The sequence below is a fragment of the Kitasatospora sp. NPDC032121 genome (assembly GCF_055580145.1).
Genome location: NZ_JBVILX010000001.1, coordinates 526,340 through 538,858, shown reverse-complemented (window position 1 = coordinate 538,858; position 12,519 = coordinate 526,340). Strand labels below are relative to the sequence as shown.

The following is a 12,519-nucleotide window of genomic DNA, read 5'->3' as shown; positions in this document are numbered from 1 at the left end:
CCCCACCCGTGGTGGCACACTTCTTTTTCGCCCAAAAGCCCCCCCCCACCCACCCCCCCCCCCCCCCTCGCACGCACCCCCCCCTCCCCCCCCCCCCCCCCCGCCCTTCCCCCCCCCCCCCCCCCCCCCCCCCCCCCCCCCCGCTCCGGTCGTCCGGGAAACGCAGGGAACACGTCGCACGTGCAGCACACACGGCACGCGCGGCACACGGCATACGCGGTACACGCGGCAATCGCCGCACACGCGGAACACGCGGAACACGCAGGAGCGCGCCCCGCGGACGACCGCTCAGGAGGCGGGCACGCCGGGTTCGGCGCCGCGCTCCTTGAGCATGTCGGTCATCAGCTGGAGCTCGGAGGTCTGGGCGACCACCATCGTCTGCGCGAGCCGCTTCTCGGCATCGTTCCGGGCCTTGTCGACGTAGCCCTGGGCCATCTCGACGCCGCCCTTGTGGTGCTCGATCATCAGCTGGAGGTAGAACACCTCGGCGTCCCGCCCGCTGAGCGTGCGCAGCTTCGCGATCTGGGTGTTGGTGGCCATGCCGGGCATCAGCGAACCGTCGTGGGCCTGGTAGTCGTGGCCCATCTTCATCCACGCCATCGGCGTGGCGGTCGAGTGCTGGGACAGCCCCCACTGGTCCAGCCAGCCCATCATCATCCCGCGCTGGTTGGCCTGGGTGTTGATGATGTCGAAGGCCAGGGTGCGGGTCGGCTCGTCGGCGGTGCGGTCCCGGACGACGAACGACAGGTCCACCGCCTGCTGGTGGTGGGTCGCCATGTCGCGGGCGAACCCGGCCTCCGGGGAGTCGTCCGCGGGGACGGACAGCGTGGACGAGCCGGACGCGGAGGTCCCGCTCGCCACCAGGGCCGGCACCCCGAGTGCCAGCGCCACGGCGGCGGCCAGCGCGGCCGGCCACCACATGCGGCGGCGGCGCGGGGCCCCGCCCTCCTCGACGGCGTCCGCCGCGGCCGCTGCCGGGGCGGACGCGTCGGGGCGGCCGGCGTCGGCGGCGGTCACATCTGCCCCATGGTGCAGGAGGCGCCCGGCTCCTGGGTCTGCTTGCCCTGGACGTACTTGGTGAAGAACTCCTCCACCCGCGGGTCGGTGGCGCTGTCCACGATCAGCTGGGTGCTCCAGGCGTTCAGGGTGATGGTGCCCTGCTCGTCCGGGTACGGGCTCATCATCGAGTACGGGGTCTTCTTGACCTTGTCGGAGAGGATCTTGAGGTCGTCCGGGGTGGCCTTGCCGTTGTACGTCACCCAGACCGCGCCGTGCTCCAGCGAGTGGACGGCGCGCTCGTTCTCGAGCGGCTGGTCGTAGACGTGGGCCATGCAGTCCGCCCAGATCGCGTTGTGGTCGCCGCCGACCGGCGGCGTCATCGGGTAGGTGACCTTGTCCTTGACGTGGGTGCGGCTCAGCTCGCCGAAGGTCTTCACGCCGGGGATGTCCGCGTTGGCGGCGACCTCCTTGTCCTTCTTCTTCTGGTTCTGGTCCATGACGATCCAGGTGCCGGTGGCGATCGCACCGACCACCAGCACACCGGCCGCCACCGAGGCGACGATCTTGTTGCGGCGGTCGCGGCGCTGCTCGGCGGCGCGCAGCTCGGCGATCCGGGCGCGGCGGTCGAGGCCGTCCTGCTTGCCGCCGGGCTTGTTGGACTGCTTGGAGGCGGAACCCATGGTGGTCGTCCTTGTCCCCGCCGCACCGGTCGGTGGCGGCGGTCAGCTGGAGTGAGAGGAAGGGCGGATCCGCCGGCGGCACGCCGGCGGTGGGTTCCACTCAGGACCGGTGGACCTGGAGTTCGTGCAGGTCGGGAACAGGGTGCGCGCCGTCCAGCAGACCGGCGGGCACCACCCGGGGCGGCGCCTCGGGCGCGGCCGGGGTCAGGGGTGACACGGCGGGCTGCGGTTGCGGCGGCGGGTTCGGCAGCTGGGCGTCCTGCGGGCAGAACGGGTGGCTGGAGCAGCCGTTGTTGCGCGGCGGCTCGCCGCCGGCGGTGCAGAGGATCCAGTGCCCCTGCTCCTCGGCCGTCCGGTGGTGGTCCGAGGGCTTCGCGGACTTGGTGACCTTCGCGGCGCGGCCGGTGTAGGAGGTCTGCCCGGTGGCGACCTGGACGCTGACCACGCTGACCACGGTGACGGCGCTGACCGGGGCCCGGGGCGGGGCCGGATGGCCGGAGCCGTCCGCCGCCTTCGACTGGCCCGCGCAGGGCAGCAGTGTCAACAGGGTGACGAGCAGCAGGACCAACAGCCCACCCGCCGGGCGGCCCGCGGATGCGGCCCTCCCCGGTCGGGGCGAACTGGGGGCCGACGCGGTCATGCGCACATTTAATCAGCCGAACGAGTGATGCGATGCCCCCCATCAGCCCCCATTTTCGGCGGCCCGAGCGCCCGGATGACCAGGAAACGCCCTGCTCCGGACACATCCGGCAAGCACGGACGGAACGGAAGCGGACGAACCGGTGACGCACCCGGTGCGGTCCGGCGAACCGGCTGGTGAGCGCGGTGGCCGGGACTTTCCGGTGGGTGACCGGTTGTCGTCGAAACCCGGACAGGGTCCTCGCGGGTGGAGAACAATGTCGTCAGCCCGGCCCGCCGGGGCGGCGCGACCACGGAACGACCAGGAGCCGCCAGATGAGCAAGCAGGGTGCACCCGCAGAGCCGCACCGGCCGGACGACGGCTGGTGGGACGCCGTCTACGACGGTCCGGCGGGCACCCTTCCGGACACCCCGCACGCCGACCCCGGCGACGGCAGCGTGGACGACTGGTTCGACACGGCGGTCGGGCTCATCGGGCAGCAGCGGTCGGCGGAGCCGGAGCCGGCGTCGGGGTCGGCTGCCGAGGCTGTGGTGGAGTCTCCCGCGGAACCCGACGCCCCGGCGGGCCCGGACACCCGGGACAGCATCGACGACTGGTTCGACACCGCGGTCGGCGTGATCGGCGGCGGATCGGCGGGGATCGGGCGACAGCGGACCTCCACGGAGACCCACCGGTTCCCGGCACCCGCCTTCGCCGACGACACACCGAAGGCCGCGCCCGCACCGAAGCCCGCGCCGGTCCCTGAACCCGAGCCCGCACCGAAGGCCGCGCCCGTCCCTGAACCCGAGCCCGAGCCGACGCCCGCGCCAGCACCGGAGGCCGCGCCCGTCCCTGAGCCGGCATCGGCAGCCGAACCAGCCCCGGAGCCCGCGGCCGTACCCGTCTCGGACCCGGTCTCGTTGGAGAAGCCCACCCCGCCGCCCACCCCCGAGCCGGAACCCGAGCCCGAGCGCACCCCCGAACCGGAACCGGCCCCCACCCCCGACCCGGATCCCGAACCAGAACCCCAGGCCCCCGCCCCCGAGCCCGAACCCGTCCACACCCCCGAGCCCGACCCGGAGCCCGCGGCCCAGGCCGTCCTCGATCCCCGCCTGGCCGTCCGCGCACCGCTCGCCGGCGGCGCCGCCGTCCCGCACGTCGGCGAACGCCCCCCGACGTACGGACCCGAGCCGACCGCCGTACCCGAGGCGGATCCGGGCGCCCTGCACGCCCTCGTACCGGACACCGTGCTGGACGGCGCCCAGTACGGCTCCACCGTGCTGCGCGCCGCCTCCGTCCGGGGCGACTCCGCGCGCTACCGGGGCGAGCCGCGCCGCGACGCCCTGCTGGTCACCCGGTTCGGCGAGGGCCCCGACGGCCTGCTGCTCGCCGTCCTCGGCGGCTTCGACCGTGCGGGCGGCGGCGCGGAGGACGAGGCGCCCGCCCCGGAGGCGGTCGCGGCCGCCACCGGCGAGGCGTGCCACCAGCTCGCCGCCGCGATCGGGCGCAGCCGGGCCGGCCTGGCCGCCGACCTGCGTGACGGCGCCCGTGACCGGCTCCGCTACGGCCTCCAGCGGCTGGCCACCGGCGCGGCCGCCCCGCTGCGGGCCCTGGCGCCCCGGCCGGAGGAGACGCCGTCCCCGGCCTCGCTGCACTGCCTGCTGGTGTCACTGGACCCGGGGGCCGGCTACCGCGCGGCCTTCGGTGTCGGCCCGGGCGGGCTCTACCTGCTGCGCTCCGGCCACTGGATCGACGCGTACGCGGCCCGCCTGCTGCACCACCCGGACGGTCAGCCGCCGGTGCCGGAGGCTCCGGTGCCCGGCCCGCGTCCGTTCCGCTTCCGGCTCGTCCCCGCGACACCGGGCGACATCCTGCTCCTCTGCACTCCGGGTCTCGCCCGCCCCGTCGCCGACGAGCCGGCTGTCGCCCACTTCCTGTCCACCCACTGGACGCACCCCCACCCCCCGGGCACCGTCGACTTCCTCCGCCAGGTGCAGGTTCGTGCCAAGGGCTACGCCGACGACCGCACGGCCGCCGCCGTCTGGACCGAGTGACACCGCACCGGCCAGGGCCGGAACAGCCAGGGCCGGAACAGCTAGACCCGGACCGGCCAGGGCCGGAGCAGCCAGGGCCGGAACAGGCAGGACCGGCCAGGCCCGGACCGGCCGGGCCCGGGGCGCGTCAGGCGCGCAGCAGGACGCCTGTGACGGCGGTGGCCTGGGTGAGGGCGGCGGGGCGGTGGGCGTCCGGGAGGCCGATGGCGACGGGGACGGCGAGGCCGTCGAGCAGGGCGCGGATCTGTACCGCGCGGTCGGCGGCGGGTCCCGGGGTGAAGTGGCCGGCGGCGGTGCCCTCCTCGATGAGGGTGACCAGGTCGGCCTGCCAGGGGGCCTCGATCTCCTGCTGCCCCTGGCGGATCTCGGCGCTCGCGGGGGAGCGGCCCCACACCTCGACCCAGAGGATCCAGCGCGGGTCGCCCGGGCCCTCCGGCAGGTAGAGGCGCAGGTAGGCGTCGAGGCGCTGCCAGGGGTCGAGGGAGTGGTCGGCGAGGGCCTCACGGCGGCGGGCGCCGAGTCGGCCCTCGCTCCAGCGGAGGGTCTCCAGCAGCAGCTGGTCCTTGCTGCCGAAGTAGTAGAGCAGGTGTCCGGCGCTCATCTGGAGCTGTTTGCCGAGCCCGGCCATGGTGAGTTTGGCGAGCCCGTGTTCGGCGATCGCGGCCCGCGCGGTGGCGAAGACCTCCTCGCGGGGGCGGGCCGGCCGGCGCGGGCGGGGGTCGGCCATGTGCGGGTCTCCTCGGTGGAACGGCGCTCGGAAGGCTACCCGGGTGGGCGCGCGGGGCGCCCACCCGGGTGGGGCGTCAGAGCGCCTTCGGCTGCTGCTGGGTGATGCAGTGGATGCCGCCGCCGTTGGCGAAGATCTCGCGGGCGTCCACGAGTTCGACGGTGCGGCCCGGGTAGGCCTCGGCGAGGATCGCGGCGGCCTCCTGGTCGCGCGGGTCGTCGAAGGCGCACAGGACGACCGCGCCGTTGGCCACGTAGTGGTTGATGTACGAGTAGTCGACGGGCTCGCCGTCCTCGTCCAGCAGGACGGTGGGGGCGGGCAGTTCGATGACCTCCAGCTGTCGGCCCTGGGCGTCGGTGGAGGCGCGCAGGACGGCGACCAGCTCGCGGCAGACCTCGTGGTCCGGGTGCGAGGGGTCGGGCTGGACGTGGGCGACCACGACGCCCGGGCGCACGAAGGAGGCGACGATGTCGATGTGTCCGCGGGTGCCGAACTCGTCGTAGTCGCGGGTGAGTCCGCGCGGCAGCCAGATCGCCTTGGTGGTGCCGAGGAAGGCGTGCAGCTCGGCCTCGACCTCCTCCTTGGTCCAGTCCGCGTTGCGGCCCTCGCCGAGCTGGACGGTCTCGGTGACCAGCACCGTGCCCTCGCCGTCGACGTGGATGCCGCCGCCCTCGTTGATCAGCCGGGAGGCGAAGCGCTGAACATTCGTCAGTTCGCTGATGTGCTCGGCGATGTGCTGGTCCTTGTTCCAGCGGGCCCAGGACTGCGCGCCCCAGCCGTTGAAGATCCAGTCGGCGGCGGCCAGCGAGCCCTTGCCGTCGATCAGGAAGGACGGGCCGATGTCGCGCATCCACGCGTCGTTCAGCGGGCGTTCGACGATCTCGACCCGCTCGGAGACGTACTTGCGCGCCTCCTCCGTCTCGCCGGTGTTGACGATCAGCGTGACCGGCTCGTACCCGACGATGGTGTCGGCGACGGCGGCCCAGGCCTGGCGGGCGGCGTGCAGCTGCTCGGGGCCGTCGAACGTCGGGTTGGCGGTGGGGAAGGCCATCCAGGTGCGCTCGTGCGGGTGCCACTCGGCGGGCATCCGGTAGCCGAGCGAGGCGGGCGTGGTGGTGGTCATCATCGAGTCCTAAGGGAATCCTGGGCCTTGGCCGGATCGTCGGGGGGTCAGAGGAAGTAGAGGCGGCTGAGCGAGACGCTGTCCGCGGGCTCGGAGCGCAGCGGCGAGCCGTCCAGCGAGACCAGGCCGGTCTCGGTGACCTCGACCCGGCCGATGCGGGCGTTGCGCACCATGTCGCGCGGCCCGATGCCGCGGGTGTTGCGCACGCCGACCCGGCGGCGGCGGGTGGGCAGCCCGTCGGCGGCCTGGTCGAGGTAGGCGCCGTCGGCGGCGACCTGGGCGACGAAGGCCACCGAGATGTCGGCGGCGGTCGCGCCGTGGGCGCCGAACTGCGGCCCCAGGACGAGGGGTTCGCAGCGGTCGGTGGAGGCGTTGGGGTCGCCGACCACGCCGTACGCGGGGAAGCCGGCCTTGAGGACCAGCTGCGGCTTGGCGCCGAAGTGGTCCGGGCGCCACAGCACGAGGTCGGCGAGCTTGCCGACCTCGATCGAGCCGACCTCGTGCGCGAGGCCGTGCGCGATGGCCGGGTTGATGGTGAGTTTGGCGATGTAGCGCAGCACGCGCTCGTTGTCGTCGCCGCCCTCCGTCGTCCCGTACGAGCCGGTGCCGTCGAGCGGGCCGAGTTCGGCCTTCATCTTCCCGGCCATGGCGAAGGTGCGGCGCACCGTCTCGCCGGCCCTGCCCATGCCCTGGGCGTCGGAGGAGGTGATGCCGATGACCCCGAGGTCGTGCAGCACGTCCTCGGCGCCCATGGTGCCGGCCCGGATGCGGTCGCGGGCCATCGCGGCGTCGCCGGGCAGGTCGGGCTTGAGGTCGTGGGCGGAGACGATCATGTCGTAGTGCTCGCCGAGGGCGTCCCGGCCGAACGGCAGCGTCGGGTTGGTGGAGGAGCCGATGACGTTCGGCACGCCCGCCATCTTGAGCACGTTGGGGACGTGTCCGCCGCCGCAGCCCTCGATGTGGAAGGCGTGGATGGTGCGGCCTTCGAGGACCTTCAGGGTGTCCTCGACGGAGAGGCACTCGTTCAGGCCGTCGGTGTGCAGGGCGACCTGCACGTCGTACTCCTCGGCGACCCGCAGCGCGGTGTCCAGGGCGCGGGTGTGCGCGCCCATGTCCTCGTGCACCTTGAAGCCGGACGCGCCGCCCTCGGCCAGCGCCTCGATCAGCGGGGCCTCGTCGGAGGACGAACCGCGGCCCAGGAAGCCGATGTTGACGGGCCAGGCGTCGAAGGCGTTGAAGGCGTGGCGCAGCGCCCAGGGGGAGTTGACGCCGACGCCCCAGACCGGGCCGAACTCCTGGCCGATGATCGTGGTGACGCCGGAGGCCAGCGAGGCCTCCATGATCCGCGGCGAGAGCAGGTGGACGTGGGTGTCGACGGCGCCGGCGGTGGCGATCAGGCCCTCGCCGGAGACGATGGTGGTGCCGGTGCCGACGACCACGTCCACGCCGTCCAGGGTGTCCGGGTTGCCGGCCCGCCCGATCGAGGCGATCCGGCCGCCGATCAGGCCGATCGAGGTCTTGCGGATGCCCTGGGCCGCGTCGATCACCAGCACGTTGCTGATCACCACGTCGCAGGTGTCCCGGACGGCGGCGGGCTTGAGGTGCAGGCCGTCGCGGGCGGTCTTGCCGAAGCCGGCCAGGAACTCGTCGCCGGGCGCCTGGGAGTCGGACTCCACGCGGACGATCAGTCCGCTGTCGCCGAGCCGGACGCGGTCCCCGGCGCGCGGGCCGTGGACGGCGATGTAGTCGTGCGGGCTGATCGAGGTCATTCCCCCACCTCCGGGTCGTCGAAGCTGGTCAGGTAGCCGGTCGCGCGGGCCTTCGCCAGGGCGGCCTCCTTGGCGCCGGGCGCGTCCAGCGGGCCGTCCACGAGCCCGGCGAAGCCGATCGCGACCCGCTCGCCGCCGATCGGCACCAGGCCGACCTCGACGGTGGTGCCGGGGTCGAAGCGCACCGAGGAGCCGGCCGGGACGGCCAGGTGGGTTCCGTAGGCGGCGGCCCGGTCGAAGGCCAGACGCGGGTTGGCCTCGAAGAAGTGGAAGTGCGAGGTGACCGAGATCGGCACCCCGGAGGTGTTGTGGACGGGGAGCAGCAGCGTCTCCTCGACCGGGTCGTAGCCGGTGCCGTCGCCGATCAGCGCGCTGCCGGGGGCCTCGTCGCCGAGCGAGCCGGCTCCCTTGAACGGGTCGTTGACGACGGCGAGGCGGGTGCCGTCCTCGAACACGGCCTCGACCTGGACGACGGTGACCACGTCCGGCACGCCGGGCAGCACGTCGGCGGCGGTCAGCACGGAGCGGCCGGCCTCGATGGCCTCGGCCAGGCGCCGGCCGTCGCGGGCGGCCTCGCAGACGGTGTCCGCGATCAGGGCGGTGGCCTCGGGGATGTTGAGGCGCACGCCCCGGGCGCGGCGGGCGCGGGCCAGTTCGGCTGCCGTGAAGATCAGCAGCCGGTCCCGTTCGGTGGGGGTCAGTCGCACGGTTCCTCGCTCGCGGGTCGTCGGGCCCCTCGGCCGGGCGGGGGGCCTCGGCTCGGGCCTCGGGGGCCGCCTGGGGAGATGTTAGAACGTCGTTCAAACATCTCGGGTCATTGAACCCGGACCGGGCCGCCCTGTCCAGCGTTGCCGCTCCGCGGGCGTTCGGCCTGCCGGGCGGGGGATGGGGGTGAGGGGCCCGGCGGGGGAGCGGGGGCGACGGCTGCGACGGGGCCGTGGGCCGGAGCCGGGGCCCGGCGCGCGGCGGGAGCGGGGCAAGGGGCGCGTGGTCGGGCGTGCGGTCCGTACGGGCGCCGGGTGTGCGCGGGATCGGGCGGGGGCGTCCTCGAAAACGGCCTCTGCGCTTCGCAAACCTGTCCGGCGCGGGCAGTTGGATCACGCGAACCACCCCGTGCCCCTTTCACCCCACGTGATCGGACGCACACTGTTGCAAACGCCGTCAACTGGGCATGAGGATGAGTGGTCAGAACGAGGGGGCCACCCGGCCGGCGGGGGATCCGGAGGCAGGGGGCCCGGATTCCAGGGCGGGGGCATCTGTTGATGGACGGTCAGTCGCGATTCCCGCGGCAGCGGACGAGTTCCGGCGACGCCTACCGGTCCGGGCCGGTCCAGGGGCCGGTCGTCGGCACCGGGACGGCCCTGCCGGGCACACCGGCTCCGGGGTGTGCCCTGCACCGGCGGTTGCACCTCACGCTCGACCCGGCGGACCTGGTCGGGGTGGGCGCGGTCAGGCACCGGCTGCGTTCGGCGTTGAGCCACTGGGGGGTGCCGGAGCTGTCCGACACCGCCGAGCTGCTCTCCTCCGAGCTGGTCACCAACGCGCTGCTGCACACCGGCAAGGGCGCGGTGTTCGACGCGGTGCTCGGCACGGACCACCGGCTGCGCATCGAGGTGCAGGACGGCACCAGCAGACTTCCCGGGCGCCGCCGCGATCCGGAGGCCGAGTACGCCACCTCGGGGCGCGGCCTGCAGCTGGTGGAGGCGCTCGCGGACTCCTGGGGCGTGCAGCTGCGCGGCGACGGCAAGGTCACCTGGTTCGAACTCGCCACGCCCTGAGCCGCGCACCCGTCGACGCCCGGGACCTGCGCCCTTACGGTTCCGGGCCGCCATCGCCGGTATGGCCGTACGATTGTTCGTCGTCGATTGATTCGCTGTCGAAGCAAGCCCTGAACAGAAGGCGGGCCGGAAGGTTTCCGGCCCGTTGGCATTGCCGCTCGGCCGAACATTGGCCAGGATGGTGGGAATGTGTGTCCACGTGCGGGAAGCAGCGGGGAGACCGAACCTCGACTGGCCACCGCCCGTCGCACCGTCCTATCCAGCACGACCCATCACACCGCCACGCGGCCCGTCCGGACGGTCGGCGCGGTCCGCCACGGCAGCGGCAGGAGCAGCATGCCCACTGAGCCCGAGTCGCCGGGGCCGGCGCTTCCTCCCGGCGCGTCGCCCGTCGTCGAGCCGCGAACGGTAGAGCCGAGGACCGTGGAGTCGAGGACCACCGAGCCGAGAGCCGTGGAACCGCGGACCGCCGAGCCGAGAGCCGTGGAGCCGGGAGCCGTCGGACCGCGCGTCGCCGAGCAGCCGGGCGCCCCGGAGCCGCGCACCCTCGGGAACGGCCGGGTCAGGCCGCCCGCCCAGCCCTCGCGCCGCGGCTCCGCGGTGCGCCCGTCCCCGAGCCTCGCCGCCGCCCGGCTCGCGCCCGTGCTCTCCGGGGGGCTGCCGCCCTCCACCGCGGACACCATGCCGGACTGGCTGGAGCCCGCGATGGCCGCCAACGGCATCGGCTCCTTCGACTGGGACATCCGCCGCGACGTCCTGGAGGGCGACCAGCGGGCCTGCGCGATCGTCGGACTGGACGCCCTGGAGCGGGTCCGCTTCGACCGCACCGCCGCCTCCTTCCTGACCCTGCTGCACCCCGAGGACGCGCCCGTGGTGCGCCGCCGGGTCGAGCGCGCGGTCGCCGAGCTGGGCCAGTGCGGCGCCTACTACCGCACCGTCGGGGCGAACGGCGGCATGCGCGCGGTGCGCTTCCGCGGCCGGGTGCTCGCCGACGCCTTCGGTCGGGCCTCCCGGATGGTCGGCTTCGTCTGGGACGCCACCGTCGAGCTGCACAAGCGCGACCACGCCGACCGGATGGCCCAGCTGCGCGAGGAGCGTTCCCGCTTCATCAAGGAGGCGGCGCGCGCCCTCTCCGAAGCCGTCACCGTGCGTGACGTGGCCCGGGTGTTCACCGAGCTGCCGCTGCCCGGACTGCCGCCGGACGGTCTGGTGCTGGCCTCCTTCGAGGCCGGACGGGCCCAGATCCTCGGCGCCTCCGGCTACCGCGCCGACACGCTGGCCGTCTGGGACCGCACCGTGCTGCCGACCGGCCACCCGGCCGCCGAGGCGCTGCGCCACCGGGCGCCGGTCTTCGTCTCGACCCGCGAGGAGTTCCGCGACGGCTACCTCGAGGTGTGGGAGCCGACCAGCCGCAGCGGCCGGGGCTCCTGGGCGTACCTGCCACTGGTCGCCAGCGGCCGGGCGATCGGCGTCTGCGTGGTCAGCTTCGACGACGAGCGCGAGCTGGACGCCGACGAGCGCACCCTGCTGTCCACCCTGGGCGGGCTGGTCGCCCAGTCGCTGGCCCGGGCCCGGCTGCACGACGCCGAGCACGAGCTCGCGGCCGGCCTCCAGCGGGTGATGCTGCCGCGCACCGTCCCGTCCGTCCCGGGCGTGACCACCGCCGTGCGCTACCTCGCGGCCGGCTCCGGCCTCCAGATCGGCGGCGACTGGTACGACGTGGTGCCGCTGCCCGGCGGGCACGTCGGCCTGGTGATCGGCGACGTCCAGGGCCACGACGTGCACGCTGCCGGGATCATGGGCCAGCTGCGGATCGCGCTGCGCGCCTACGCGGCCGAGGGTCACCCGCCCGCCGCCGTGATGGCCCGCGCCTCCCGCTTCCTCGCCGACCTGGACACCGACCACTTCGCGACCTGCACCTACGCCGAGGTCAACGTGGACTACGGCGTGGTCTACGCGGTCCGGGCCGGCCACCTCGACCCGGTGGTGCGCCGCGCGGACGGCACCGCCGCCGTGGTGCCGGTGGCCGGCGGGCTGCCGCTGGGCATCGACCCGGACCAGGAGTACCGCGTCACCCGGTTCAGCCTGGACCCTGGCGAGACCGTGCTGCTCTGTACCGACGGCCTGGTCGAGGCGCGCGGCATGGACCTCGACGAGGGCGTCGCCCGGCTCACCCGGACGCTCGCCCGCCCGCTGCCGGACGCCGCCGAGGCCGCCCACGACCCGCTGGAGGAGCTGGCCGACCGGATCGCCTCCCAGGCCGCCGACTCCAGCGAGCGCGAGGACGACATAGCGCTGCTGCTCCTGCGCTGGGACGGCCCGGCCGGCGGCCTGGCCGCCCAGCAGCTGCGCCGCCGCATCGGCCAGGCCGACCTCGCGCGGGTCGCCGAGGTCCGGGCCGAGCTGCGCGACGCGCTGCGCCGCTGGGGCGTCGCCGAGTTCATCGACACCGCCGAGCTGCTCTCCTCCGAACTGGTCACCAACGCCATCCGGCACACCGACCGGGACGCCATGTTCACCGCCCGGCTCTACCGGGAGCCGGAGGCGGACGGTGGCCGGGCCCGGCTGCGGGTCGAGGTGGAGGACGAGTCGGACCTCTGGCCGACCCGCCGCACGCCGGGGGAGCAGGCCTCCTCCGGACGCGGGCTGATGCTGGTCGAGGCACTCGCGGACTCCTGGGGCGTGGAGCCGCGCGGCTCCGGCAAACGGATGTGGTTCGAGCTCAGCGGGACGGCGTCGGCGGCGGCCTGAGGCCCCGTCGGCTCAGGCC

The 12,519-nt window shown here is 74.4% G+C and carries 10 protein-coding genes; 3 read left to right on the top strand and 7 right to left on the bottom strand.

Annotation, left to right across the window (positions count from 1 at the left end; all coding sequences use genetic code 11):
- Positions 1-288: 288 nt before the first annotated feature.
- From ACZ5OX_RS02480 to ACZ5OX_RS02470, 3 genes are all read right to left on the bottom strand, one after another.
- Positions 289-1,017 carry a DUF305 domain-containing protein gene (locus ACZ5OX_RS02480; protein ID WP_465628330.1) on the bottom strand — a complete coding sequence of 243 codons (729 nt, stop codon included), beginning with the start codon at positions 1,015-1,017 and terminating at the stop codon, positions 289-291.
- Positions 1,014-1,679: a DUF3105 domain-containing protein gene (locus ACZ5OX_RS02475; protein WP_449792829.1), complete on the bottom strand. Its 666-nt coding sequence runs from the start codon at positions 1,677-1,679 to the stop codon at positions 1,014-1,016. Before ACZ5OX_RS02475 ends, ACZ5OX_RS02480 begins: the two co-directional genes overlap by 4 nt.
- Before the next feature lie 100 nt (positions 1,680-1,779).
- Positions 1,780-2,247, bottom strand: a complete 468-nt coding sequence (locus tag ACZ5OX_RS02470) for a hypothetical protein (RefSeq protein WP_449792830.1) — start codon at positions 2,245-2,247, stop codon at positions 1,780-1,782.
- A gap of 386 nt (positions 2,248-2,633) precedes the next feature.
- Here ACZ5OX_RS02470 and ACZ5OX_RS02465 point away from each other — a divergent pair, with 386 nt between their 5' ends.
- Positions 2,634-4,352: a PP2C family serine/threonine-protein phosphatase gene (locus ACZ5OX_RS02465; RefSeq protein ID WP_465628328.1), complete on the top strand. Its 1,719-nt coding sequence runs from the start codon at positions 2,634-2,636 to the stop codon at positions 4,350-4,352.
- Positions 4,353-4,479: 127 nt separating this feature from the next.
- On the opposite strand, the gene ACZ5OX_RS02460 is transcribed toward ACZ5OX_RS02465, so the two are convergent.
- The 4 genes from ACZ5OX_RS02460 to ureA all read right to left on the bottom strand — a co-directional run bounded on the left by ACZ5OX_RS02460 (position 4,480) and on the right by ureA (position 8,678).
- Positions 4,480-5,079 (bottom strand): TetR/AcrR family transcriptional regulator, encoded by a 600-nt coding sequence (locus tag ACZ5OX_RS02460; RefSeq protein WP_465628326.1) that lies wholly within the window; start codon positions 5,077-5,079, stop codon positions 4,480-4,482.
- A 76-nt stretch (positions 5,080-5,155) separates the two neighbouring features.
- Positions 5,156-6,205 (bottom strand): agmatine deiminase family protein, encoded by a 1,050-nt coding sequence (locus tag ACZ5OX_RS02455; RefSeq protein ID WP_465628324.1) that lies wholly within the window; start codon positions 6,203-6,205, stop codon positions 5,156-5,158.
- A gap of 44 nt (positions 6,206-6,249) precedes the next feature.
- On the bottom strand, positions 6,250-7,971 hold the full coding sequence (locus tag ACZ5OX_RS02450; RefSeq protein WP_465628322.1) for an urease subunit alpha: 1,722 nt from the start codon (positions 7,969-7,971) through the stop codon (positions 6,250-6,252).
- The gene (ureA, locus tag ACZ5OX_RS02445; RefSeq protein WP_465628320.1) at positions 7,968-8,678 is read right to left on the bottom strand and encodes an urease subunit gamma; all 711 of its coding nucleotides are present in this window, start codon (positions 8,676-8,678) and stop codon (positions 7,968-7,970) included. Before ureA ends, ACZ5OX_RS02450 begins: the two co-directional genes overlap by 4 nt.
- 555 nt (positions 8,679-9,233) lie before the next feature.
- Here ureA and ACZ5OX_RS02440 point away from each other — a divergent pair.
- Together ACZ5OX_RS02440 and ACZ5OX_RS02435 are read left to right on the top strand one after the other, a co-directional pair.
- Positions 9,234-9,749 carry an ATP-binding protein gene (locus ACZ5OX_RS02440; RefSeq protein WP_465628318.1) on the top strand — a complete coding sequence of 172 codons (516 nt, stop codon included), beginning with the start codon at positions 9,234-9,236 and terminating at the stop codon, positions 9,747-9,749.
- Positions 9,750-10,202: 453 nt separating this feature from the next.
- Positions 10,203-12,500, top strand: a complete 2,298-nt coding sequence (locus tag ACZ5OX_RS02435; RefSeq protein WP_465628316.1) for a SpoIIE family protein phosphatase — start codon at positions 10,203-10,205, stop codon at positions 12,498-12,500.
- The last annotated feature ends 19 nt before the right edge of the window (positions 12,501-12,519 follow it).

Coding starts and splice junctions, on each gene's coding strand:
- ACZ5OX_RS02475 (WP_449792829.1), bottom strand. CDS start 1,679: ATGGGTTCCGCCTCCAAGCAGTCCAACAAGCCCGGCGGCAAGCAGGAC.
- ACZ5OX_RS02465 (WP_465628328.1), top strand. CDS start 2,634: ATGAGCAAGCAGGGTGCACCCGCAGAGCCGCACCGGCCGGACGACGGC.
- ACZ5OX_RS02460 (WP_465628326.1), bottom strand. CDS start 5,079: ATGGCCGACCCCCGCCCGCGCCGGCCGGCCCGCCCCCGCGAGGAGGTC.
- ACZ5OX_RS02455 (WP_465628324.1), bottom strand. CDS start 6,205: ATGATGACCACCACCACGCCCGCCTCGCTCGGCTACCGGATGCCCGCC.
- ACZ5OX_RS02450 (WP_465628322.1), bottom strand. CDS start 7,971: ATGACCTCGATCAGCCCGCACGACTACATCGCCGTCCACGGCCCGCGC.
- ACZ5OX_RS02440 (WP_465628318.1), top strand. CDS start 9,234: ATGGACGGTCAGTCGCGATTCCCGCGGCAGCGGACGAGTTCCGGCGAC.